This is a genomic window from Brumicola pallidula DSM 14239 = ACAM 615 (assembly GCF_000428905.1).
GTDB lineage: Bacteria > Pseudomonadota > Gammaproteobacteria > Enterobacterales > Alteromonadaceae > Glaciecola > Glaciecola pallidula.
In genome coordinates this window covers 587,536-613,260 of record NZ_KE386814.1, presented here as the reverse complement: position 1 = coordinate 613,260, position 25,725 = coordinate 587,536, and the positions used below count along the sequence as shown (strand labels likewise).

At 37.8% G+C, this 25,725-nt stretch carries 22 protein-coding genes and 1 pseudogene; 5 read left to right on the top strand and 18 right to left on the bottom strand.

The features are described from left to right. Positions 1-313 precede the first annotated feature (313 nt). The 3 genes and pseudogenes from G399_RS0113550 to G399_RS21725 all read right to left on the bottom strand — a co-directional run. Positions 314-511 (bottom strand): helix-turn-helix transcriptional regulator, encoded by a 198-nt coding sequence (locus tag G399_RS0113550; protein WP_006013416.1) that lies wholly within the window; start codon positions 509-511, stop codon positions 314-316. Continuing rightward, a complete protein-coding gene (locus G399_RS0113545) occupies positions 504-992 on the bottom strand; it encodes a hypothetical protein (RefSeq protein WP_026843736.1) in 489 nt (162 codons plus the stop codon). The genes G399_RS0113550 and G399_RS0113545 overlap by 8 nt, the downstream gene beginning before the upstream one ends. Before the next feature lie 776 nt (positions 993-1,768). Next, positions 1,769-2,227, bottom strand: a pseudogene (locus G399_RS21725) (IS91 family transposase); the annotation flags it as partial. A 250-nt stretch (positions 2,228-2,477) separates the two neighbouring features. On the opposite strand from G399_RS21725, the gene G399_RS0113535 reads away from it, so the two are divergent. The 4 genes from G399_RS0113535 to G399_RS0113515 all read left to right on the top strand — a co-directional run bounded on the left by G399_RS0113535 (position 2,478) and on the right by G399_RS0113515 (position 6,125). After that, positions 2,478-2,777 carry a type II toxin-antitoxin system HigB family toxin gene (locus G399_RS0113535; RefSeq protein ID WP_006013406.1) on the top strand — a complete coding sequence of 100 codons (300 nt, stop codon included), beginning with the start codon at positions 2,478-2,480 and terminating at the stop codon, positions 2,775-2,777. A gap of 11 nt (positions 2,778-2,788) precedes the next feature. Beyond that, complete coding sequence (locus G399_RS0113530) at positions 2,789-3,172, top strand: helix-turn-helix domain-containing protein (protein WP_006013403.1); 384 nt, start codon at positions 2,789-2,791, stop codon at positions 3,170-3,172. A gap of 810 nt (positions 3,173-3,982) precedes the next feature. Continuing rightward, the gene (locus G399_RS0113520; protein WP_226988999.1) at positions 3,983-5,380 is read left to right on the top strand and encodes an ATP-binding protein; all 1,398 of its coding nucleotides are present in this window, start codon (positions 3,983-3,985) and stop codon (positions 5,378-5,380) included. Positions 5,381-5,816: 436 nt separating this feature from the next. Next, a complete protein-coding gene (locus tag G399_RS0113515) occupies positions 5,817-6,125 on the top strand; it encodes a ComEA family DNA-binding protein (protein WP_006013394.1) in 309 nt (102 codons plus the stop codon). Between the two features lie 594 nt (positions 6,126-6,719). On the opposite strand, the gene G399_RS0113505 is transcribed toward G399_RS0113515, so the two are convergent. Further along, positions 6,720-6,983, bottom strand: a complete 264-nt coding sequence (locus G399_RS0113505) for a Txe/YoeB family addiction module toxin (RefSeq protein WP_006013390.1) — start codon at positions 6,981-6,983, stop codon at positions 6,720-6,722. Continuing rightward, positions 6,976-7,230 carry a type II toxin-antitoxin system Phd/YefM family antitoxin gene (locus G399_RS0113500; protein WP_006013389.1) on the bottom strand — a complete coding sequence of 85 codons (255 nt, stop codon included), beginning with the start codon at positions 7,228-7,230 and terminating at the stop codon, positions 6,976-6,978. Before G399_RS0113500 ends, G399_RS0113505 begins: the two co-directional genes overlap by 8 nt. A gap of 550 nt (positions 7,231-7,780) precedes the next feature. Here G399_RS0113500 and G399_RS0113495 point away from each other — a divergent pair. Next, entirely contained in the window at positions 7,781-8,098 is a 318-nt protein-coding gene (locus G399_RS0113495) for a helix-turn-helix domain-containing protein (protein WP_006013386.1), read from the top strand. 164 nt (positions 8,099-8,262) lie between these two features. Here the strand turns inward: G399_RS0113495 and galU are convergent, their stop codons facing one another. The 13 genes from galU to G399_RS0113430 all read right to left on the bottom strand — a co-directional run bounded on the left by galU (position 8,263) and on the right by G399_RS0113430 (position 25,658). Next, the gene (galU, locus tag G399_RS0113490; RefSeq protein WP_006013383.1) at positions 8,263-9,150 is read right to left on the bottom strand and encodes a UTP--glucose-1-phosphate uridylyltransferase GalU; all 888 of its coding nucleotides are present in this window, start codon (positions 9,148-9,150) and stop codon (positions 8,263-8,265) included. Between the two features lie 92 nt (positions 9,151-9,242). After that, a complete protein-coding gene (locus G399_RS0113485; protein ID WP_006013380.1) occupies positions 9,243-10,604 on the bottom strand; it encodes a UDP-glucose dehydrogenase family protein in 1,362 nt (453 codons plus the stop codon). Between the two features lie 45 nt (positions 10,605-10,649). Beyond that, a complete protein-coding gene (locus tag G399_RS0113480) occupies positions 10,650-12,608 on the bottom strand; it encodes a polysaccharide biosynthesis protein (RefSeq protein ID WP_006013378.1) in 1,959 nt (652 codons plus the stop codon). A 459-nt stretch (positions 12,609-13,067) separates the two neighbouring features. Continuing rightward, positions 13,068-13,619, bottom strand: a complete 552-nt coding sequence (locus G399_RS0113475; RefSeq protein WP_006013376.1) for a sugar transferase — start codon at positions 13,617-13,619, stop codon at positions 13,068-13,070. A gap of 3 nt (positions 13,620-13,622) precedes the next feature. After that, the gene (locus tag G399_RS0113470) at positions 13,623-14,489 is read right to left on the bottom strand and encodes an NAD-dependent epimerase/dehydratase family protein (protein WP_006013373.1); all 867 of its coding nucleotides are present in this window, start codon (positions 14,487-14,489) and stop codon (positions 13,623-13,625) included. Then, complete coding sequence (locus G399_RS0113465) at positions 14,489-15,613, bottom strand: glycosyltransferase (RefSeq protein WP_006013370.1); 1,125 nt, start codon at positions 15,611-15,613, stop codon at positions 14,489-14,491. The genes G399_RS0113470 and G399_RS0113465 overlap by 1 nt, the downstream gene beginning before the upstream one ends. Then, complete coding sequence (locus G399_RS0113460) at positions 15,600-17,246, bottom strand: alginate lyase family protein (protein ID WP_006013367.1); 1,647 nt, start codon at positions 17,244-17,246, stop codon at positions 15,600-15,602. The genes G399_RS0113465 and G399_RS0113460 overlap by 14 nt, the downstream gene beginning before the upstream one ends. 4 nt (positions 17,247-17,250) lie before the next feature. Continuing rightward, complete coding sequence (locus tag G399_RS0113455; protein WP_006013364.1) at positions 17,251-19,392, bottom strand: bi-domain-containing oxidoreductase; 2,142 nt, start codon at positions 19,390-19,392, stop codon at positions 17,251-17,253. Positions 19,393-19,395: 3 nt separating this feature from the next. Next, positions 19,396-20,547, bottom strand: coding sequence for a Gfo/Idh/MocA family protein (locus G399_RS0113450; RefSeq protein ID WP_006013361.1), 1,152 nt, complete (start codon positions 20,545-20,547; stop codon positions 19,396-19,398). Between the two features lie 26 nt (positions 20,548-20,573). Continuing rightward, entirely contained in the window at positions 20,574-21,689 is a 1,116-nt protein-coding gene (locus G399_RS0113445; protein ID WP_006013358.1) for a glycosyltransferase family protein, read from the bottom strand. Between the two features lie 103 nt (positions 21,690-21,792). Beyond that, a complete protein-coding gene (locus G399_RS0113440) occupies positions 21,793-23,043 on the bottom strand; it encodes a hypothetical protein (RefSeq protein WP_006013356.1) in 1,251 nt (416 codons plus the stop codon). A 101-nt stretch (positions 23,044-23,144) separates the two neighbouring features. Beyond that, entirely contained in the window at positions 23,145-24,392 is a 1,248-nt protein-coding gene (locus tag G399_RS0113435; RefSeq protein WP_006013354.1) for an MATE family efflux transporter, read from the bottom strand. Between the two features lie 3 nt (positions 24,393-24,395). Then, complete coding sequence (locus G399_RS0113430) at positions 24,396-25,658, bottom strand: glycosyltransferase (RefSeq protein ID WP_026843735.1); 1,263 nt, start codon at positions 25,656-25,658, stop codon at positions 24,396-24,398. Between the last annotated feature and the right edge of the window lie 67 nt (positions 25,659-25,725).

Genomic DNA, 25,725 nt, shown 5'->3' with positions numbered 1-25,725 from the left:
CTCGTGAGCCAACTGCACGAAGTGCTCTATCTTTCACAGTTACAAAAGCCCTAAAAAATATTGTTTAAGCTTTTTGCGGCGCGGACGCTGTGTAAGCTGTCCTGAAACAAAAAAACCGCCTAAATAGAAATGGTCAACCAACTGACCCTTTTTATTAGGCGGTTTCTTGAGCTCATCATTTGGTTAGGATGATGAGAGTCATGCCGACGTGCTATCGCTAGTTAGATAACATTACATTATTTCAAGCTAATAAAAAACTCCTTTTACTAATTTCGCTAATTTAACAAATAGCTAGGGGAAATTGACAGCAATATTAAAGTGAAAACAAGTCCTCTACTTTTTTATCAAAGTATTTCGCCAGTTTTAGTGCTATAGAAACTGAGGGGGTAAACCTCCCCGTCTCGACAGTACTAATAGTTTTACGTGAAACCCCAATCGCTTCAGCTAACTCTGTTTGAGATATTTTACGTATGCTCCTAAATTTTGCAATATTGTTATCAAGCTCACTCATCTATTGCACCGTGCATGTGATATATAATTGCTGCCCCATAACTACCCATAGCAGTGAAAAGAATTAATGGGAGCAATTCACGGAAACTTATCCAACTCGCTAATGATATTTCTGAATCGAAAATATAAAACACTGCCAGCAAAGAAACCGAGGTGACATAACCATACTTATATCCCTTACGATTAATATACTCTAAGTACTCATCATCAAAAGCGCCTGACCATAGGGCTTTATAGCTCATACGGTTTGCCAAGATAAAATCCTTAACTAATAAAATTAGAAGGCAAGAATATGAAACCAGCATCAGCCCAGTTATTATCCAATCAACAGATTCAGGAAACTCAGTGATTAGACTCCTTTCGTAAATAGATCCAAAAAAGACAGAAAAAGCTAAAAACAAAGATGTCATAGCTTTAGAGTGCAAGTATTTATGTTCCAGTTCAGCAGAATTTTTTGAGGTATGTACTCGACTTTTAGACATGATTAAATTTTAAACTCTATTTAAATATGCTAAGTAAGGTGTCATAACAATGACACCTATAGGTTTCAATTGCAACCTATAGGTATCATTTTCACAGCTTTTCTTCCTTTATCGTATAAGTACATCTGGGTATCGTTGATAACTTTTAATTTTTACCTTTTGTCATAAAACACCTCCTGTTTTTATCGCTACAACAATTATAGTGTGTCCATGAAAAAGGGATAAGACAACTTTGGCGACTGACATATATTTAGAGTTCAGAGCAATTATGAAAAGTGAAACGATGGGTGAGAGTATAGCGTTATTTCGGAAAGGGCTCCAATGTGACTCATTCGAGCAAAGGTGTCACGATCGATCAGGTCTCTGCGTCCGTTCCTACGTCAGGATCGGCATCTGAAGAAGCAAAAGAGGCTGATGTTGTTTAGATTATCGGCTAGCAGTCAAGCACACTAAACCTCACTTACTCTCGTTATTTCATGACTGCTGGCGGATAATCTCCAGTGAACGAAACCGCGGTGGGTTACCTTCGAGCGTGAGCTATGGGGATTTCGTTGCTGCGCGGGCGGGTATTGATGTGATGTTTGTGGCTTTTGTTTTTTCGGGCGAGTGTTCTAGTCGTTTTATGTCTCGCCTTATTGCATTTTATTCTGGTAATGACACTATCACTCCGACTTTTTGCCTCTATTTTGTGCTGTATTGGTTTTCAAGTATAGCGAGCCTATCATCGCCTTTTAGCGATGGTATAAATGGTGCTGTTGTGGATGTTTCGTATCATATTAATTCGACTTTGGCGGGGCACGTGGCAAGTATACAGGCTCTTTTATTGCCATTATCTCCAAGGGCTGTTGGCACTTGCGGCAGATGAATACCGCAGTCTCATCTTCCGCTTTGGTAGATGTTTCTTGTACTTCGGGCGCAGGCGCATCCAGTAACTTGCGAGCCAGTGCCAACTTAGGTCTACTTGCCAATAAACCGAAGTGACGTATGCGATGAAACCCCGACGGCAATACATGCAGCATAAAGCGTCGAATGAACTCATCGGTGTCGAGCTGCATGGTTTTGTGCCGATTGTCCCCTTTTCGCCGGTAGTCCTTATAAGTAAAGGTCACCTGATTATCGTTTATCTCGCGCAGTCGACTGTTAGAGATAGCGACTCGATGCGTATACCTTGCTAAGTAAGCTAACACTGCCTGTGGCCCAGCGAAGGGCTTTTTAGCATAAACCACCCATTCTCGGCTTTGCTGCTTGGTGCACCACTTAGCGAACGTATTAATGTTTGAAACTAGACATTAAAGTTTAAAACTGGCCCGCGAGTCATTAAATACCTAAGTGTGCAAGCAGAATGAAGTCGAGTCATGTGTTTTTGTTATTCCACCGCCTTTTAAAATCAACAATATTGTTTTGTATCATTCCCTTCTTGGGAAATAATATTTGACTTATCAAATAAATATCCCATAATGGGAAGATAGAAGAGAGTTAAATTACATGAGAATTATTTCAACAGGTACGCTTAAAAAATATTGGAGTCAGCCACTTTTCCGTGATTCAGAACAAGGCTTAAAGTCGTGGATTTATGAAGTTAAATCCGGTGATTGGAAATCGCCGCAGGATGTAAAGGCTAAATTTGGCAATGCCAGCGTCGTTGCTAACAACAGAGTGGTTTTCAATATTCACGGAAACAAGTACAGGCTGGTCGTGGCCATGAAGTACAAATTTGGACTTTGCTACATACGTTTCATAGGCACTCATGAAGAATATGATGAGATCGATGTAGCCACCGTTTAGAGGAAAAGAGCATGAACAACTACAACATTAAACCGATTAAAACTGAAAAAGATAACGAGGCCGCGTTGGCTCGTGTCGACGAACTTTGGGAAGCTATGCCAGGCACACCAGAAGGTGATGAGCTGGAGGTTATTACCTTGCTGATCGAGGCATTTGAAAAAGATTTCTACAAGATAGATGCCCCCGATCCTATTGAGGCCATTAAGTTTCGTATGGAGCAACAGAATCTTGCCGACAAAGATTTAGTGCCTTTCATCGGGCAAAGAAGCCATGTCAGCGAAGTACTGAGGCGTAAACGCAGATTGTCCCTGTCTATGATACGGAAACTCAGTAAAGGCCTTCACATTCCATTGGAGAACTTGGCGACGGAGTATCCAATTGACAATGTGACTTAAAACCAAACTCTGGATCCTCCACTCATAAAATAAAAATCATATCCATTATTAGCGTTACCTTGCAACGCTAATATCTAGTTTCAAACATTAATACGTTCGCACACCTACCACACAGAAAAAGAAAAACGCCGTATTAAACGACGAAATGACAAACCGCGACTCTTTACCTCACAAGACTTCCATTACGATAAACATAGCCAAACGTATATGATTGAATCAATGTTTGAAACTCAAAGCACATCTTAACCCACAAGATTACACGCATAAACCTATCCAGAATATCGTAAAGCCTGAAACTGAGACGAGCCTTAAATATAAATAGCAGGAAAATAGGGGAATTAATGTTTGAAACTGAACATCCTCTAGATGCTACTTCGTTTTTATTAAGCAAACATTTATGATACCGCTTAAATGTGCTCAAGGAATAATGAATAAGGTTGCCTCTAATGATCACAACTGACACATGGCCGTCTATCAGCTCTGCCTTTCACTTCAATTTATTAATGAAACATTTTGACCAGCAGAACGACTGGCTCCTCAGAGCGAGGAGCGGTCATAGAGCCTATTGCTTTTCATATAACAGACAGCCAGATATAGGCATTAGATGTATCAATTTGAGGCCACAAAACAAGACACAAAACATGCCAACCTAAACCATATTCTCAATAGGATTAAAATGGACTAAATATGTTTCGTTTATTATATGGAAATGAACTAAAAATTCTTGATTTATTGTTTGGAAATGAGCAGAAACGTGCTAATTTATTATTTGGAATTGAACTATTTTGAAAAAGCCCATAGGAGGATTTTTTGTATAGAAGATGTATTGAACAATTGAAATCGTGGGCTAGCGCTACTTCACGAGGTGTTATGGTGCTACGAGGTGCGCGACAGGTTGGTAAAACCACATTGATTCGTATGCTGGCAAAAGAGCTTGGTTTAATATTAATCGAGGTTAACTTAGAAGATACCCCCAGCTTTGCAGGGATGTTAGATAAGCGCTCTAATGCAAAAGACATTCTAGAGCTGTTGATGTTAGAGAAAGGTGTAGTAGCCGGGCCCGAAGATATTTTGTTTTTCTTCGATGAAATTCAAGAGATTCCAGGGTTTTATGAGTATCTTCGTTACTTTAAAGAATTGGCGCCCGAATATAAGGTGATTACAGCAGGTTCACTGCTAGAGCTTGAAATCCAAAAAGAGAAGTCAGGGCAAGGGCCTTCTGGGCGTGTGGAGTTTGCCTATTTAGACCCTATGACGTTTGAAGAATTTGTCTTGGCGGCGAATCCAGTTGCATATAAAAAGCTTACTAATTTGGATGTCTTAGCGCCTATAGGAAGTAGTTTTCATGAAATTTTCTATAGCTTGTATAAGCAATATATGGTTTGCGGCGGTATGCCTGCGGTGGTGGAGGCATTCGTTAATAATGAAGGTGTGCTGCGACTAGACGAGATTAAGAATAACTTGCTCACTGGCTACATCAATGACTTCGCTGACTTTGGTAAGTTGTCGGGGCAAAAATACAACCCAAAACTATTAGAGCTCATTTTCAGGCAAGTTTATAGCCATCCATGTAGCTCTATGACCTTGTCAAAGCTTGCGCCAGGGTTTAGAGCGGATAAAATCCGCGATCATATAGAAATTCTGGTTAAGTCAAAGCTGATTAGAAGAAGTGTTCATACTCACGAAAACAAAGCCCCATTGCTCAGTGGAGCCGATAAGTTCGCTCACAAGCTATTTGCGTTAGATATAGGTCTAGGTTACTCGTATATGGACTTATTACCACAAGAGGTCTATGGCAGTGGGGATGTTAACAGTGTTGCCGAAGGTGCAATGGCAGAACAATTTGTAGCTCAGACCTTACAGTCGGTGCCTCCGTATTACAAGGCTAAGTCCTTGTATCATTGGGAGCGAAAGAAGAAAAATGCTATCTCTGAGGTTGATTTTGTCGCAGCATTGGATTCAAGAGTTGTTCCTATTGAATGTAAGTCTGGTCACTCGAACAAGATGATATCTTTGAAACTGATGCTTGGTGCCAAGACATACCCCATGGCCTTAAGGTTATATGCTGGCGATATCGAGTATGGATTAATTAAACCAAGACCAGAGCGGCAAGATTTGAAAGAAGTGCCTTTGGTTAGTATGCCCCACTATATGCTCGAACGATTCGTGTCTAAATTTAGCACTATAAGCGCTAAGGCAATATCTTAATTTGTAAGCGTCCGACAAACCATACATTTTCCTAATTCAACTGGCTGAGGGTCGTGGACATTTCCTGTTGTCACTTTTGCAGCCACAATCTCACCGTGATAATTGACGATCAATGTGAGATTGGTGGCCTACTGCTTAAAGGAAAACGAGCCACGCCTTAATTTGACTGACGTAGAGCGTCATTCTATGGTTGTTGTTTAAGCAGATCTGAGGTTAATTATACAGATTCCACTGTAAACACCAAAAACTCTCTTTTTTGTGTCTATATGTTGAGCGCAATGCAAACTAGCCCCCTAGTCAGTTTCACCTTCTGCAAAATACTTTTAAGCTTTGTTAGTGCGTTTTCACTCTGATCTCGCTGTTGCGACTGCATTGGCAAAGCGTACTCGAAACACATCATAGAAAGCATATCATTTAAAAATTAAAAGGAATTCACATGAAAAAATTTAACTGTTTATTACTGTGCACCGCGTTGTTATCGTCGTGCGCATTTATGCCGGCTCAAGCTGCTGCAGACGCAACGGCTAAAAAAGCAATGAGCCAGGCCGTTGACAACAAATTAGACATTAACAAAGCAAGTGCCGAGCAATTAACGGCGCTACCCGGTGTAGGTAGCAAAAAAGCGGGGGAAATTGTGAAGTATCGTAAACTCAACGGTAATTTCAAAAGCGTTGATGAGCTGGTTAATGTGAAAGGGATTGGCGTAAAGATGGTGGCTAAGATGATTGATTTGGTGAAGGTGTAGATGGGTTTAAATTAGGCTTAAAGAACAACCGAGCTTTGCTCGGTTGTTTGCTATTTATGGGAAGATTAAAATCAAACACCCAGCCAAATCTCCATTGTCAAACATAAACCAGCATGCCATATTCACAAAATGCAAACTTAAACGGGGTTTAAAATTACCTGTAATGTCGCTCAGGGCACACCGACGAGAATCCTGACACAGCGGGTAAATAGTTGTTCATGTTGGGCTGGAATATGCAGCATGTGTAAAGTGTCTATTTATAACTCAATTTTTTGGAAAGTTTTACGTATTAAATAACCGATAAATATCAAGGGAAATGCCGCTGTCCAAATTAGCGATAAAGCCAATGTCATTGGAGGTTGCTCACCAGAAGCCCCAATAATTAGTCCTAGCCCTAAACCAAACAAAAGCATTAAACTATGTATTAATACCAAATAAAGTTTAATCTCGTTTTTTGAGTCATCAATATAATGTTTTAATCATACTCTGCACTTTCGTACTCCTTTAAAAACATAACACCCTACATAAGCGGCGTTTTGGTGCTCTTCCACAATGTCCGTGTTTGTGTTTTTGTTAGCTTTCTTGAGCTCCATTCTAATAATGGTAACGACAAGAAATAATGATGATTGAACTCTCTTTGACGGCATAAACTAAACGATTTGTATCGTCGATCCGGCGCGACCAAAAACCAGTTAAATTTTCTTTTAAAGGCTCTGGTTTACCAATGCCATCAAAGGGTGAACGCTTAGCGTCTAGTATAAGTTTATTAATACGCTTGAGCGTTTTCTTATCTTGGGTTTGCCAATACAAATAGTCTTTCCAGGATTCATCAGTCCATGACAATAACCTTTTACTCATCAAGCAACTCCCTTTGAATGTTCTCACCTGCTTTATATTGTGCGATAGATTTAGCTAAGTGAGTCGCATTTTGGGGTGATTTGAGTAAGTAAACGGTTTCCATCAAACTGTTATAATAATCAAGCGACATTACAACGGCATCCTCCGCATCTCTTCGTGTAATAACCGTAGTATCTGCATCATTAACGACTGTGTCCAAAACCGCCTTTAAACCGTTTCGAGCATCTGTAAAAGATACAATTCTCATAAAACTTCCTCATGTACAATATACAAGACAAGTCTATATTAAAACTACAAAGTTGTACAGTACAAAGTACAAGGCAATGCTGACTGAAAGCTAACGACTTAGTGTTTTTTCGGCATGCTGTTTATGCCAAATAAACCGGTGTTGAACGGTTTGCATACCACGTCTCTAATTTTCGGCTTGGTTTATGCGAAAGGAATTTGTAATTTTTGCAAAGGGGGAATGTGCAGCTAACGCCGTAAAGATGATAACAATTGTTTGCCTATTTATTGTCATTTTCTAATTCTCAGGTCGATTTTCAGTCCGTTATAGTTAGTATTACACCCAATTGCTAATTTTGGCAACAAACAACCCGGCGAATAACATTCTCGGTATTTATGTTGCCCGCTTAAGGTCATTGTCTTTAAGACTTCAGGCTGTGCATGTTTCGGGCAAATTTGGCTAGCGTTTGTAGTGAACACCGAAACTTGAGTTATAGTATGTAAGGCTACGCTTTACAAAGTATATAAAATTTTGTATATTTAGACTCGGCATCAGCAATTGGAGACGTATCATGCCCTTAAAATTCTATGACAGCCCTTTTCACATCACACACGATGAAGAAGTAGCAAACAAAATGGCCATGAAAATGGATCTATCGATTATGCTATCGAAATTAATCAAGGAAAAAGGTTGGACTCAAACGCAAGCTGCCGATTTTCTCGGTGTTGCTCAATCAAGAGTGTCTGATCTCAAGAATGCTAAAATCGAGAAATTCACTATCGATACAATGATGGATATGCTTGAAAAGTTAGGGTTCAAAATTCACTTTGCGATGCCTTCATTAGAGCAAGCATCAATTTCTATCGAAAAAGAGCGCGTTGCAGCTTAACCGCTGTAACCGCCTTATTTAATTTCAACCAGTAAGTCTTTTAATCTCTTTTTCGCAACTTTCATAGCCTTTAAATCAACACCATTTTTAGTTTTAACAATGGCAATTAAATTCTATTTAAGTGATATTACAGCACCGATAGCTTCTTGATTGATCTTCTGCAACTACAGCGTTTTCAAATACTCAGTAAAGTCTTCACCTAGTTCAGGATGACGCATTGCATATTCAACGTTAGCTTTCATGTAGCCAAGCTTGCTGCCGCAGTCATGACTTTTACCTTTCATGTAGTATGCGTCAACTTGTTCGTGTTCCATGAGTGCATCGATAGCATCAGTTAACTGAATTTCGCCGCCAGCACCCGGCGCTGTTTTTGCCAGCAAGTCCCATATTTTTTCAGATAATACATAGCGACCGACAATAGCTAGGTTAGAAGGTGCATCTTCTAAATCTGGCTTTTCAACCATTCTGTGCATCTTGCAAGACTCACCCGGGGCAAGTTCCTTGCCTTCTAAATCGACAATACCAAATTTAGACACATCTTCTTGTGCCACTTTTTCAACCATGACTTGGCTAACACGACTGGTGTTAAACTTAGCTACCATATCAGCAAGGTTGTCTTTCTTTAGGTTGCTCGCCACATCGTCAATAATCACGTCAGGTAATACAACCGCGAAAGGCTCATCACCAATCATTGGATAAGCACACATAATAGCGTGACCTAATCCACTGGCTACCCCTTGGCGCACATGCATGATGGTAACGCCTTTCGGGCATATTGCTTTAACCGCGTCCAACAACTGGCGCTTTACTCGCTTCTCTAAGGTTGCTTCTAACTCGAACGATGTGTCAAAGTGGTTTTCGATGCTGTTTTTACTCGCATGAGTTACCAACACGATTTGCTTTATACCTGCCTGAACGCATTCATTCACTACGTACTGAATTAAAGGCTTGTCGACAACAGGTAGCATTTCCTTCGGGATTGCTTTTGTGGCCGGTAACATTCTCGTTCCCAAACCAGCTACGGGTATCACTGCTTTTCTAACTTGACTCATAGTTCCGTTAATCCTTATTTTCTTTTTATTTCATGCTACCTAGTGACTTACGTTCAGTGTGCTATATGCATGTATTTTACCAATCAGCTTTATCAACTGCTTATGGAGGCCGACTGCTGCGCTTTAACAGATAAACCTCTACCGATGGCATAATAATGCAATCCGTATTCCGAAATTAAGCTGGGCTCAAATAAGTTACGACCATCAAAAATAACTTGATCAGCAACGTGGGTTTTTATCATTTCAAAATCGGGCGCTCTAAAAGCCTGCCACTCAGTGCAAATAACTAAGCAACTTGAACCTGACAACGTGGCTTCTTTGGTGCCCATTAATCTAAGATCAGCACGTGAGCCATAAATGCGTTGCGTTTCTTCCATTGCCTCAGGGTCATAAGCCTGCACAATAGCGCCATGCTCCCAAAGCCTTTCCATTAAAACCCGAGACGATGCTTCGCGCATATCATCAGTGTTAGGCTTAAATGATAAACCCCACAGTGCAATGGTTTTACCTTTCACATCACCTTGATAGTGACTCATGATGTAATCAAATAACTTTTCTTTTTGCCGGTAGTTAACCGCTTCAACTGCTTCTAATATTTTAGCTGTGTAACCCACCCCCGTCGCACTGCGAACCAGCGCTTGAACATCTTTAGGAAAACAAGAACCACCATAACCACAACCCGGATAAATAAATTGATAACCAATGCGCGGATCACTACCGATGCCTTTACGCACATTTTCAATGTCAGCGCCAAACAGTTCAGCCAAGTTAGCCAATTCATTCATAAAACTGATTTTGGTTGCTAGCATGCAGTTCGCCGCATACTTGGTCAGTTCAGCACTGCGCACATCCATTACAATTATTTTGTCATGGTTGCGGTTGAACGGGCTGTAGAGTTCACGTAGCTTTTTCTCTGCTTTGGCACTTTGGGTACCCAAGATAATACGGTCAGGACGCATACAGTCATTAACAGCAGCGCCTTCTTTTAGGAATTCGGGGTTGGATACCACATCAAAGGTAAATTCTTTATTCAGTGACTTGAGTGTATCTGACACAGTTGCAATTACTTTATCTGCCGTACCTACCGGTACTGTCGACTTATTAATAATGATTTTGTGGCTTTGCATATAGGTGGCGATTGTTGTGGCAACCGCTTGCACGTATTTAAGGTCAGCAGAGCCATCTTCATCGGGTGGTGTGCCCACAGCAATGAATAACATTTCACCATGGTCAACACCGCGTTCTGCGTCGGTCGTAAACTTAATTCTTCCTTGCTCGAAGTTAGCATTAACTAAGGGCGTTAAACCCGGCTCATAAATTGGAATAAGTCCTTTTTCCAAGTTATCTACTTTGTTTTGGTCTACATCGACACAAACAACCTCGTGGCCAACTTCTGCTAAAACCGCAGCTTGTACTAGGCCGACATAGCCAATGCCGAAAACAGTTACTTTCATTGCGGTTCCTTTTTAATATCGCGGTAGGTAATATAAATTAACTATCTACGCTCTGGATAATTTAATTATTTCGGCTGATACCGGTTTTGTATCATCCGCAGGTTGCCTTGCAGCCCATACTAAATCGCAAATTCCATCCGTAGGGTTAAAGCCTGTTGGTGCGTTTAATAATATTTCTCTAATACTTTCGTGATCAAAGTTGTGACACATTTTATCTAAATTATTGAGTAGCGGTTCAAGGTCTTCCCAACTCAACATGGCTTCATTGGCTGTCATAATCCGTTCATGGAATGTATCTTGAACATTGTCACCGATGAGTAATTCTTCGAACAGTTTTTCACCTGGTCGCAAACCAGTGCATTCTATTGCAATGTCACCGTTTGGATTATTTTCGTCTTTTATTTCTAAACCTGATAGCCTAACTAGCTTTTCAGCTAAATCTTTGATTTTTACTGAGTCACCCATGTCCAGCACAAATACATCCCCACCTTTACCCATAGCGCCAGCTTGTATCACGAGTTGTGCAGCTTCAGGTATCGTCATGAAATATCGAGTAATGTCTTCATGGGTGAGCGTAATTGGCCCGCCTTCTTGTATTTGACGTCTAAATAACGGTATTACTGAACCCGATGAGCCAAGCACATTACCAAAGCGCACCATACAAAATCTGGTTTTTTTATTAAATGACGCTTGCGAAAGCGCCTGCAGAGCTAATTCAGCCATCCGTTTTGATGCGCCCATAACATTAGTAGGACGCACCGCTTTATCGGTAGATATCAGTACGAAAGTTTCTACCCCTGCATTAATAGCGGCTTTAGCAGCATAATAGGTTCCAAAGACATTATTACGAATTCCCTCAACCACATTATGCTCCACTAAAGGGACATGCTTGTAGGCTGCCGCGTGATAAATAGTGTTAATATTAAACGCCATCATGATGTTTTCCACGCGGTTAACGCGCTGTACAGAGCCCATCAAAGGGTAAAGCTTTATTTTTAAGCCGTTTTTATCGATATATTCACTGAGTTCTTTTTCAATCTCGTAAAGCGCAAATTCAGATAATTCGAACAGGACCAGTTTAGTAGGTTTGAATTTTATAATTTGACGGCACAACTCAGAGCCAATAGAACCGCCGGCACCGCTAACCATTACGTTTTTGCCAGTAATGTTTAGAGCCATAAGCTGCGGTAATGGGGTTACAGGCTCGCGACCCAGTAAATCTTCAATTTCAACGTCAATTAATTCCGAGGCATTAAAGTTACCTTCAATGACATCTTTGATACCGGGGATGGTTTGTACTTTAACTTGGTATTTTTCTAATGAATTAATGATGCGATTTCTTTGTGAACGGCTCGCACTTGGCAATGCAAGAAGTACTTTTATGGCTTTTCCCGCGCTAATTAAATCCTTTAATTCAATCAAAGAAATAACTGGGATACCTTGAATAACAGAACCGTACTTACTTGCATCGTCGTCGATAAAGGCCGATACATAGTATTCTTGCCCTATGACGATGCCTGTTGCAAGTTGGCGACCAGCGGAGCCTGCACCATATATAACAACAGGTTGCTTGTTTGAACCATTAAATTGAGTGACTAATGCACGAACGAGAAGTCTTGCTCCACCGACGGTGAGAAGTATTAACGCGCAGTAAATTAGAGGCATAGTGCGCGGCATACCGGTTGTAGAGAAGAATGCGATAAGCACTAATGCTGCGGTTGATAACATAGTGCCTGCCACTACAGCCCAGACAGCTTGAGAGCTCATGTATCTTAAAACAGCTCTGTAGAGGCCTAACTTGACAAAAATTAAGATACTTATTGGTAGCAAGCCGGATAGGATTAGCCAGTAGTTTATGTTTGAAAATACGGAGAGGTTATCAAGGCGAATTACCAATGACGCCCAAAAAGAGATTGCAATAAAAAACGAATCGACTGCGAGAGTAATAATTCGTTTTGTTTGTCTTTTTGAGTTTAAGACGCTATTCAATGCTTCTAAGAGCATAAATTTCCTTTTTACGACCTGATTTAATATTATTGGTTAATTTCTTAACTACCCTAGGAATTATATGCCTAATTGGTGTGAATACAACAAAAGTGTCTTATCGAGCTTCTTTTGTTGCCTCCAATTAAAATGCGGAATTACATTCGCTTATCAAATTCTTGAATCCATTTTGGATAGGATACGTTCCAAGTAGCAGCTACTTTTTAATTTAAGACATCGAGAATGGATTAAATTTATTCCATTAAAAAACATTAAGGCTTTTGAGCCTGATTTGAAAATATACTCTTTAGACCTGCACTGCACTTTAGTTCATGATGACGTGATCATGAACTAAAGCATTTATAACTTTTACACCACCTAACATTTACTTAAACACCCCAAAATGTGTTTTGAGTAGACTCAGATTAAATTCAATATTAACCTGTCAATAATGATGCAATAAAACCACCCCATACGAACTTACGGTTTAATTGCATCTCCACCGCCAGCGCCAATTGCTGTTCTAATGATGTATTCAAAATATTTTTTTACGGTTAAATTTTTTATCATTGAACTATCGGTTGCTGCAAGTAGTTGAGGTGCAGACATATCTATATTATTTATCTGCGCAAGCCCTGTTATTCCTGGCGAGACATCATAGACTCTCAGTAAATCACGAGCCTCAATTAGCTCTTCTTGATTAAATAAATTCGGTCTTGGACCAACAAAACTCATATCGCCCAGAAATACGTTAATCAATTGCGGTAACTCATCTAATTTACTTTTACGTAAAAAACTCCCAAACTTTGTAATGCTCGCCGAGCTTGCTAAATGACTAGCAACTGATTTTGTATCCTTGGCCATTGTTCTAAATTTGATTAATCTAAACGGCTGCTTGTTCTTCCCAACCCTTTCTTGAATAAAAATGGGCGAACCCGTATCAAAGAATCCAATCGCCAGAATAATAATTAACACTGGTAGACTCAGTAAAAGCCCCACTATAGCAAAAACAACATCGTATATTCTTAACATAAATTATTTCTCACTTTTTATCATCGCTTGTTGCATTGTGAACTTAGGTGACCAGCCTAATAACTCATTAGCCTTCGAAATATCAATTTCTAAACCACCAAATAACACATTTACTAACTCTTTTTTACCTAATAAATTCGCACACACCTTCATAATAACGATAGGAATTGGGACTTGAAACCTTTTCTTCCCTAACATCAATGCTATTTGCTGAGTGAATTCACAGATAGAAACAGGTTTAATATCTGCAACTAAAAATATTTGTTGTGCCGCTTTCGGATGTTCTACACATATTAACAAAAAATCAATCACGCTTTGCACCGCCACATAGCTCCTTTTTTTTCTAGCTAACTGAAACGGTAATATAGGCATAAAATCAACGAGTTTTGTTAAGAGCTTGAAGTTGGCAGGGGCATCACTGCCATAAATTAATGGTGCACGAACTATTACAACTTCAAAGTTGTCATCTCCCAATTGCAATAAATCTATTTCAGTCTTCAGCTTTAAGCGAGCAAATTCATTAAAAGGAAATGTGGGGGAGATTTCATTAATTAAACCTTCGACATTTCCATAAACAGTTGTAGAACTCAAAAACACAAAACGCTTAATACCCTGCAACTTCGCTTTTTTAGCTAATGCTAGTGTTCCAAAGTAATTTATCTGTCTAAGATGATCATCACTTTTGGCTTTATTATGTGCAAGACCAGCTAAATGAATGATAGAAAAAACATCATCGTATTTCTCTAGTGTGTAATCTGTTGCCAGATCATCTTGAAACGACTCAAATTCAACGCAAGATTGCCCAAGGGAAGTTACTAAGTGCTTCCCAATAAATCCAGTTGCACCGGTTACCAAAATCTTTGTGTTCATCAAAAACTCTCAGTGATTTTTTTTACATTTTCCTCGCGAATAAAAAACTCTTGCACTCTTTTTGAATTCTTTTCGAACGCGTCATTTTTTATCGGTGTTTTAATATAATGAGTGATTGCTTCGACTAAACCCTGAACAGAGTTTGGTTCAACAACTATATTATTAGAGAATGTATCTAACATTTTTTTCGCTTGTCCACTGCCACCGTACACAATAAAGCGCGATGCACAAAGGTACTGATATAGTTTTGAGGGCATTGCACCAGAATATTCATTCGTCAGTTGCGCATACAAAATATCCGACTCTTCGTACAACTTTATTATCTGTTTCCAACTTGCACTTCCAGGGGCTAGAATATTAGGAACACCGGCCGCCTTTAAATTATGTTGAAACTCTTTATAAAGCGGCCCATAACCAACTATTTTAAAAACTATATCCGGCATTTTTTTAGCCACTCTGATTAAAAAATCAAGGTTTTGCGCAACACCAACTTTTCCGACGTATGTTACCGTAATGTTATCAGTGTCTATTTTTGGTTTAATTGAAGATAAATCATTAAACTGGGCCTGCGTAATTCCATTGTAATTTAATTCGAAAGGAATCGCTTTAGATTTAAAATAGAGAGCCTCAGCCTCGTTGGTGACGGCTACTTTTTCAAAAATTTCATAATTCCTTTTAGCCAAAAACTCAAAGAATAATCTGGCGAATCTTTGTTCTAAAGTAACACTAGATAAGTAGTGCCAAGTTAAATCTCTCACATCTAAAAAAACTCTGTGATTTTTAAGAATCCTAGCATTGAATAATAAAAACATCGAAGGTATCGTTAATAAATATATATCACAACTTACCCCTTTAGCTTTTTTCAAAATTTCTCTGGAGTTTTTGTTTTCAAAAAATGCTCTTTTTAAAAAACCATTTGGCCGTTTAGTTTCTATTGGACAACAGATATGCGTGAAGTTTTCATGCTTTACAGCCAAAATAGGAGTATTGTCACTGCTAATAAGTATAACTTTATGCCCCAAGTGAAGCGTTTCTATTATGTACGGCAATAATCTATTTTCTATTGTTGGCTCATCTCTAAAAGCTAAATTATTGACGAAACAAACCGTTTTAGGACTTTTCAATGTCTCTCCATTTTATTTTCATTAATTGTGTTTTTTCAAAATCAACGATGATTACCTTTGATTGTCGCACAACACCAAACTCAGGATACCATTCAGAATTTTTTAACTTCATAGCGTTACTCGATATAACGCGCACTATTTCACTTGAAATAAGGCTTAACTCATACTCAAATTGCGAGATAATATTGATTTTAACGTCAGGACTCAAATAATAATAAGCTGCGCTTTTTTGTCCACTCAATGTTATGTTGTCTTGAATTGCCAAGTCTTTCTCACTCAAACTAAAAACTCTTTCATGGTTTAAATTTTGAAAAAAACGGTTATATCCATCGTGTTCGGCTTTCAATTTACTAAGAGTATTGTCGCCTGATACATTTACATTCAAAACACTTGCCCTGCGCGCAACTCTAAATCCATCCCAAACCTCCGACGAGTTCTGACTATTAACAACGACAGTATTGTGTGATTTTGTTTCTCGTTCTTTAAGTCTCTGAACAGAATCTCCGTAACAGGACGTACCTGAATTCACAAAAACTCTTTCCCCGAAAACTGATAACTCAAAACTTAAGGTATCAGCATGAGCGTGCCCAGGTTGATATGTTGGTCCGATCGGAGCATGGTTAACAACTAAAAAAGCATTAGGCTTGGCCATTGAAGTAAAACCACTATGTTTCAAATGTCGTATTGGGCTGATGTTTTTTGCCACTTGTAAGTTTAGCACCTCAGCATAGTCCAATATTTGGCTCAGTTTAGCAGCGATTCCCATCGCGCCATCGTTGAAGAAGCTAATTTCCCCATCAGGATGGCACATTGCTTCTAGCCAACTTACTCCATTAACTGCGACTCGTTCCCAATCTTTAGTATCATTATTCATATTTCCTAAGTGTCTAGCTATATCTATAGTCTCAAGAACATCCCACAGCATCACACTGTGATACATAGGACTCCTTTCAAAATGGCCTCCATCAAACAAAAATTGTTCATGAAATTCTGGTATTAAGATCTCAAGCCCTTTTCTTTTGAATTTTTGACCTATTTCCCCTCCGAAAAAACAACCTACAAAAAATAACGCTTTTCCATTAGCAAATAAGTGATTTGCTAAAATATGATATTCCACCTGTTGAAGTAAAGCGTCTCCTTGTTGATGAATGCTAGCAATTATCTCTTGGTTTTTTACTGTATTTTTCAAACACCATTTGACTAAGTTTACCAACCTTAGCGACAAAGTATAAGGTTCCCAACCATTTCCAAATGGTGCTGGATTTTCAGTGATCCAACGAAGTATATGGGATTTATGCAACTCAATCCTATCTTCAGAGTCGACAGCGTTTAGATCGTCCATGTAGTGCAAATTATATAACCAGAGCTTTTCAGATGTTGGAGCATTCCAGCAATTGCTTTCCGAAATATCTTGAGACTTGTTTAAGAATCGAGCTTTCTTATTTTCAAATAATGAAGGAGAGGCAACGCTATATCCATTCCAATCTATAGGATTAATTAAGTATTCATTTTTACGATATACATTTAGATCATTAACTTTTACTTTTCTGAACCTATAATATATACGGTATACAATCTGCCTTATCTTTAGATATTTAATTGTATTTAAGAGCAATAATAATCTTTCAAACATTAAACTAACCCTGCTCTCTAAGCAAAGTTGCAACATCTATCGTTATCTTCGCAACTTCGAATAACTCATCTATTGCTATAGGAGGTTTACCTCCGTTTTCAATAGCTTCTACAAACGCTTTTGTGCAGGCTTTTTGGCCCTTGTCTTGTCTCCACAAATTCATTTTCTTGAACCCTTTAAAACCATATCCTGTGAGTTTAACAAAATTATCAAGTTGTAGAATTTTCCCGCCAGCAAATATTTCTATTCGCTCTTTTGGAAAGCTGTTTGAACCATTGGCAAAATAATGAATCGTTCCAAAAGAACCATCAGTAAATCCTAAGCTAATTGTCGCTTTATCTTCAACAATATCAACACCTTGCTCTGCACCCATCCTTATTGCCTGCACAGATTTTATTTCATGCCCAACTAGGAATCTCATGAGATCTATATAGTGACATGCTTCTCCTATTATTCTTCCGCCACCTTTATTCAAATCATGTACCCAATGTTCTGCTGGAATATCACCTGCGTTCATAGTCATTATAAATGATTTAGGGGTCTTTATTGGAGTCAATAAAGACTTCATTTTTTGAATATGTGGAGAAAATCGGCGATTAAAACCAACCATAAGTAATGGTTTCTCTTCGCTCTTTGTTGCGTTAATGTATGCTTGCCTAACGGACTCCAGCTGTTCATAATTAATAGCGAGGGGCTTCTCTACAAATATGTGTTTACCGCACTCCAAAGCTTGATTAATAAACGATGCATGACTGTTATGCTGGGTAACAATAGCTATTGTATTAATATCCGGATTTTTTATCATTTCTGTTGTATCGGTCGTTGCAATACGGAATCCGTTTTTAGCCCCATGTATAGCACTATTAACTCCGCCAGAAGTAGCCAAACTGTGAAGGACTGCATTAGCAGCCTTAAAAGCAGGAATTAGCGTACGGGAGGCATAGTTTCCGGCGCCAACAAAGCCCAAAGTTACAGCGCTGGGCTTACACTCATTCGTTTCGATTAATTTCACGTTCTTAACATGTCTTTCATCGACATTCGATGAATATTTAAGCAATAGGCCCAAAGCCGAGGCATCTTCAGTCAATAGATCGTAAGCAGCTTTTGCATTATCAAACTCAAAAGAATTTGTAATGAGAGGCATAACATCTAATTGGCCTGTTGCCATCATATCGAGAATTGCTACAAAATTGCGCTGCTGCGTCCACCTTACAAAGCCGTAAGGATAATCGTTGCCATTTTCTTCATAAGAAGAATCATATCTGCCAGGCCCATAAGAACACGACACTTGAAAAGAGAGCTCTTTTTCATAAAAGTCAGCGCGGTTAAGCTCTAACCCAACAACACCCACGAGAACTATACGACCTCGTTTGCGACTCATCCTTGCACCTTGGGTAACAGGGTCATTGGATTTAGTGCTAGCTGTTATAATGACACCATCCACGCCTTGTCCACGACTAAATGCTAAGCCGGCAGCAACCGGATCTTCACCTCGGCCCGGATTACAAATTTCAGCTCCAAACCTTTTTGCTAACTCTAATTTTGAATGATCATAATCAATTGCTAAAACACGGCAGCCATGTGCTTTTAATAATTGCACTGTGAGTAGTCCAATCAATCCTACACCCGTAACTACAATGCTCTCACCCAAGGTAGGCTTAATTAATCGAATACCTTGCAGACCTATGCTAGCCACCACAGTAAATGCCGCCTGTTGATCGCTAACGTTATCCGGAATCTTTGCGCACAGGTTCTTGGCAACTCGCACTACATCAGCATGAGGACCATTCGATACAACTCTATCTCCAGCCTTAAATTGTTCAGCACCAACACCAACTTCATGTACATAGCCTACATTACAATAACCCAATGGTAACGGTTGGCCCAACTTGCTCTTGACAGCGTCTATAGTTGTCATCAGACCATCTGTTTGAACTTTCTCTAGGACCATTTTAACTTTTTCAGGTTGCTGCCTAGCTTTATCGATGTAGTTCGCTTTACCGAAGCCAACTAACATTCTCTCAGTTCCCGCTGATATTAGGCTAGCACTAGTGTTAATTAATAAATGCCCTCTACTCACCGAGGGGCATGGCGCCTCGGTGATTTCTGAACCACCTTTAGCCATATCTTGTAATATTTGTTTCACATTTTATCCTTTAAATTTAAAAACACTTTGATGTTTTGTTTCTCTTACCATATCAGTTATATGCAGCATTAATTCTGTGGAAACAAATATTTCATTTAAATCCCTCTGCTTCTTTCGAAATGGTTGAAGTATAGCTTCTTCATGACCAACATCTTTTGGAAAATACTTTCTGATAATTTTTTTAGGACCAACTTGAAATTCTGCACGCTTGAAGTCATCTATCTTTGCAAAAACGCCATTTTGTTGAAAAACTATGCTCTCACTTATACCTTCAAAGGGCTCTTCCCTTGCTGTCATAGTTAAAACAATAAGGTCACCAGTATCACTCGAAAAACACACAGAAAGATTGTCGTCGAAATTATTTTTATCACCGTATGCAATAAAAATATCTAGTGCTGTCGGCGGAGTCTCTTTCTTGGACCAAATAAGATGAATCGCAAGGTCTATCCAATGTCCTAGATTTCCACAGATTCGGGTGCCTTCAGTAGGTTCGCGATACCAGTGATCTGCATCTAACTTATGTCCAATAATTGAACAAGTTAAGGTTAGTGGCCCGTCTCCCATTTTGCTCTTAAGTTCAATTATAGCTTTAGAGAAGGGTCTATTATATCCAACATAGATTTTACTTTTTGATTGCGAATAAGTATAGCGAAGACCCTCTAATTGCTCAAATGTAACTGCTATCGGTTTTTCTATGTAAACATCTAAACCTTTTTTGATACAATCTATAGCGTAAGGGGTATGAGATGCGTGGTTGGACGCTATATAAACTAGCTTAGTGGAATCTCGCTCTAATACCTCATCAAATTTAACACATTCTATTGCATCGTAGGCTTTTGCATAAGTGTTCGTAACGTCAGCATTCAAATCGAAACAAGCGTCTATGCAATTCCCAAGCTTCTGAACCAAAAAAAAAGAGCTCGTGGAATAAGTAAATTGGCCGCAACCGACGACACTAATAAATTTATTCTTTTTGCGTAAAAAACTCAATGGACTAACTACAAAACGAGTGATTTTCCCAACTCTTAACCTACCTAAAGCTTTAACCAATGCCCTCCTCATTCCGTAAATTAATGCGAACCGATAGATTTTGTATAAACCACTTTTTTTATTATATTGAAGAGAAGCACCTTCATTAAATTGTTTTCTATTCATTTGTGAATCTACCTAAATACATAGTTTTACATCTCTCTCGCGCACAGGATATCTTGTACTATTTTTCGTACTTTCTCATCCCAGAAGTCAACATTTAATTCTTTAATGAGATTGACATAGCTAATAGCTTTTGTTTCGTTCTTGCGGACGTTTAAATCATAAATCAGTTGCACTAGTTGCTCTGAATTACCATAGTCTAATTGGTAGCACATACCTGTATTGGCAAATCTTTCGGCAGTCTCTATTCCGTAATTAGTAATGAAGTGTGTCTCCGTGAATAAACAATCAAACCACTTGTTAGGCTCTGCTTTTCTATTTATTTCAATTGAAGGGTCGTAGAATGACAAAACTACGTCAGATACAAAATAGTAGGATAAAGAATCTTGATTATTTAGCTGGCCTAAATATTCCACAATTTCTAACTTTATCAACTGACTAATCGCGTCACATTGCAAAGGACCTGCAACTAATACTCTAAATTTTTTTACATCCAGTTTTTCCATGGCTTTTAAAATTTGATTAGCTCCCCGAGTTTTAACAAGCCAGCCATTGATGTAAATAGTGAATCGATCATCGTCTCTTAAGCATGCACTCTTTAGTTTTGCTTGCTCAAAAAAGTTTCTATTTGGAGTGTTTTCAATAACACTAACATTTTCTAATTTTGTAAAGTTCCGACTAGAACCAGGAATAAAGTGGGAAAGCGATGTTTTTGCTATTTTATATTCAAACCATTTAACAATACCCTTAAATATGCCTAAGTTATAAGTCATGTGATATGCGTCTCTATCTAAGTAAACATATTCTAACGATGGGCGAAATAATTTTACTAAATAAATTGCCGCTGCAGCATCTAGTCGCGAAACGAAGTAAATAGTTCGAGAATCTCCATGCGCAATGAAAAATTTAAGTAGTTTAAAAAACCATGCTAAGTAACCAAAAAGTAAGGACGCTTTTCCTTCCGGCGAAAATTTTAAAATTCTTTTATACTCGATGTCACTTAAATCGCCTAGATTTTCATTTTTTTCCAATCGATCCCAACAAACATATTCCAGCGAACCTAGCTCGGTCAAAATATTGCTAAGTTTATATAAATATGGAAACGCTGTTATATTTGCGCCAACAGCAACTAAAGAAAATCTCACTCTAAACTCCGGTTTTTAAATATAAAATTAATGCCCAATTAAAATATTTTAAGAATACCAGACAATAGTTGGCTCCAAAAAACTTAAATAATTTTAAATTATATCAATATCTCAATCTGTATATTTTACGAACTGTTAATACGCAAATTATTAATGTGAACAATGTATTTACTAAAGTAAAGCCAGTAAATCCTGACCTAAGAAAAAAATATAAAAGCGTAGTCAAATAAATTGGAAAAAACACTCCAATATAAGAAGAACTTCTTAAAAACCCCACGTAACAATATTTTACTAATAAGAAAAATATAAAGGCATAGAGAATTGAGCCTAACGAACCAACAAGCATGTGTGACTCTGCTATAAAACCAAATGTTGAGGTATGATAACGAACTGTTTTAGGTTCATACCTTTGACGCCAATACCTATTATAGTACCCAAGAAATGGTTTATCTGGCCATAAACTTCTAGGAATAGGCGAAGCGATAGTATCAACAACTCCATTTATGCTGTATTCAAGTTGCCAGTCATAATCACTTAAAACTAGGGCTGAGTAGTACGATTCTCTTTGATATTTCACAAGCTTTTCAAGTAGGCTGTCGTTATCGGCTCGTACTATCATGATTGCAAAAGAAAAAACAACCAAAGTACAAATAGCTAATAAATATTTAATATTCTTTACAAGATTAAAATCAACAGAATTATTACCTTTATTTTTCAGCATAATGTAAACAAATGCGAGCCAGATAACTTGTTGCTTTGCCCCCGCAACGAAAAATAATAACGCAGCCAAAACTAACAAGATAAGATTTATACTATTTTTTTTCTGTTGATACAAAATAGCAGCCATAAAATATGTCAATAAAGTCAATGCGGTTTGTAAATAATTTATAAGCCCTGTCCCGACTTTTATTGAAGTAAATTCTCTTGGGTAAATTATACGCTCGAGTATTAGTACAGGATTAAAACCTAAGCCCGTACCTAAATAAACGAATTTCGCTATAAACGCTAAAAAAAATAAAAATAACACCCAGCTTCTAGGCACTATTTTGGTTATCTGCTTCTTTTTGAAGATAGTTTTTGTTTTATCAAAACTAAGTATGGTGAGACAACAAAAGAAGTAAAAGAAAACTCTATTGTAATTCAAATAAGTGTCATAGTAGGAGACATCTAGTCTGGCCATGTAGAAAAGCTCCCCACCAGGCAACGCAATTAAGATAGTAGGAATAACGAAAATCAAATTGTAAGCCGCCATAAAAATAAAGAGAGGGGAGAATGGCAGATAGTTCTTTTGCCCGACAATTTTACTTTCGAAAAGTATGATCATGATACTAACGACAAAAACATCAATTAACATTGAGAATCCAATTACTACAATATAGTTATAAGTTCATATGGGCTGCACCTTACTCGCGTTAACTTTCAATTAGAACAAGTTAACTAGGTTCAGACCATTAATTAGGATTTTAAGATATATTTATTGTTTATCTTATCCTTAAGTACATATCCAAGCCCTAGAAGAAGATATATAAAATAACAATATGCATATCCATGAGCGGCACCTAAAACCCCCCAATAATGAGCACCTACGCTGATAAAAGCAACGTAAGACACAGATTGTACGACTTCAAAGACTAGAGCTACTTTAGCTTTTTCCCTAACTATAAAATTGTAGGTTATTAGTAATGATACAAATCTCATAGCGTCGGCGACAACAAAGAAAATTCGATAATCTCCGTCGACATCAATATTGAAATTCAATAAAAAAAGTGAAACATCCGGCCAAATAAAAAAAACAAATGCAAATGACATACCAAGCAAAGGAAGCAAAACAGGTAGAATATTTCTTAGAATAGAGTAAATGGGCACCTCTTTTTGACCTGAAATATATTTAATATAGAAACTAGTTAAAAAGACCGAGAATATTACGGTATAAGCATCAGAAATAGTCAAATAGCTCTGCCATAGACTAGCCGTAAAATTTGAAGACTGGGATAATATATACTCCCTTGTAAATATTTTAGCAGTCGGAAGAAAAATAATAGAAATAATAAAAATCTTCGCATAAGGATAAAATCTTTCAGGCACTGAGACTTTAAATACTGCTTTATTGAACGTAAATAATTGTTTTTTAGAAAATAAGAAAATAAAAGTACCTAGAGATAAAGACAGTCCATATAGTGTATTGATCAGAAAAGAACCATTTTCGAGAACAACTAGCACAAAATAACCGAATGCGATAGCAATCACAGATGCTAAAGATCGCGTAATGTAGGTTGCAGATGGTGGATTATTCGCATTAATAAAGCCAAGTAAGATTTCCCCTAACGGAAATAAAACCAACAAAAAACTAGCGATAAAAAATAAAGACATATCAAATACAGAGTTTTCATTCAACAGGGTTACCCATAAAATAACTAGCAATATGAGTCCAAAAGCAATTAATTTTGAAGCGTGAATAAAGGCAGAATGAAAAACTATATCTTTATTCATTTCTCGGTTTAATGATATTATTCCAGCATAAAGTCCAGCGCTAGCGATGCTCGATGTTATAAAGAATATACTATTGAACTGCCCTAAATAAATTAAGTTTTCTCTACCAAACTGATTAACAGCTAACTTCAACAGAATTAACCCTCCGATGAGTTTAATTCCGCCAGTTAAAATACTGTATAACCCATTGGATAATATTGTTTTTTTCAACATGGATTAGTTCTCGATTTTTATTTTATTATAATAAAGCTTATTCACACCGAGTATTGTGGTTAATTGTTCAAACATGATCGACAACTGCAGCCTAAAAAGGTTTAGGTTAACTTCAGATGGATTATAGAATTCAATTTTTTCATAATTGGAGTTTAATACTGCGATAGAACTTTCTATTGAAAATAATCTAGCTCTAACTCGATGAGAAATAGACAATTTCTCATATTCTTTCGGGGTAAGACTCAAACATTTCACTATCACGTCTCTTAGCTGAAGTAAGGGGAACTCGAGGTCTTTTTCGTGGTAAGAATAGCCTGAAGTATCTGTTAAAAAACCATACGTCAACGCTTGATTCATATTTTCTATGCCTATAATTGAAGGTACACCTTCGGCACTAGCCTCTAACAATGTTGTACCACAACCTATAAAAAAATCAGCGTCATCAAAAGACTTAGATATTTGTGAATATTCAATCAAACCTTTGAACTTGACATACTCTCCTAAACCTAGACTCTGTACTTTTTCTTCTAATAGAGTTGAATAAGCACCTTCACCATATATTTCAAATTGAAATTTAAAACCTTGAGATATTAAATCGGGCATAAGTTCTATTAAATTTAAGTTATAACTTTTATATGGTACTAATCGCCCAATTGAAATAATTTTTGGTTCCTGAGAGATTGATTTCCTCTCTTTAACTTCATTTTTTACTCTAATACCGATAGGGATAATATCGCCACTAAGCGCACACCCTAATTTCTTCTCGTAACTCGTTTGAACCACTTTATTATAAAAAAGAACGCCAAATTCACCAAAAAAACCTTTCAATATTTCACTAGAAAGCCTGCTGTAGTAGGTGTTAAAACTAGATTTCCAACCAAATATGAGTCCGTGATAAATGCCAACATTCAATTTAACCTTGCTTTGATTTCTAATCAACTTTGACAACCGATGAACAAAAACTGCACCACTCAGACTTGATACATGAAAATATGAAACAGGAGTATTAAACTGCAATAGAACTTTACGCGAAGACAGGGGAATACTATTTGCCATGGTTGCTCGTTTAGTTCCGATCGACCATTGTGAAAAGTCCGAGTAATAAAAGTATGGTATGTCATTTTCATGCAGACTTTTGATAAAAGCATCATCGTGTGATTCAGTTAAACTAATTATTGTAATGGGTTTAGAAGACTCTAAGGCTAGCCGAAGGTACAACGATTGCACCCCGCCCATTTTTAAAGATTCACAGACAAGAAATAACATAAAGCTAACTTCCTTAATATTATAACTAAGCTGTAAGTAAAGTTGATATTATTCAAAATGATGGTCG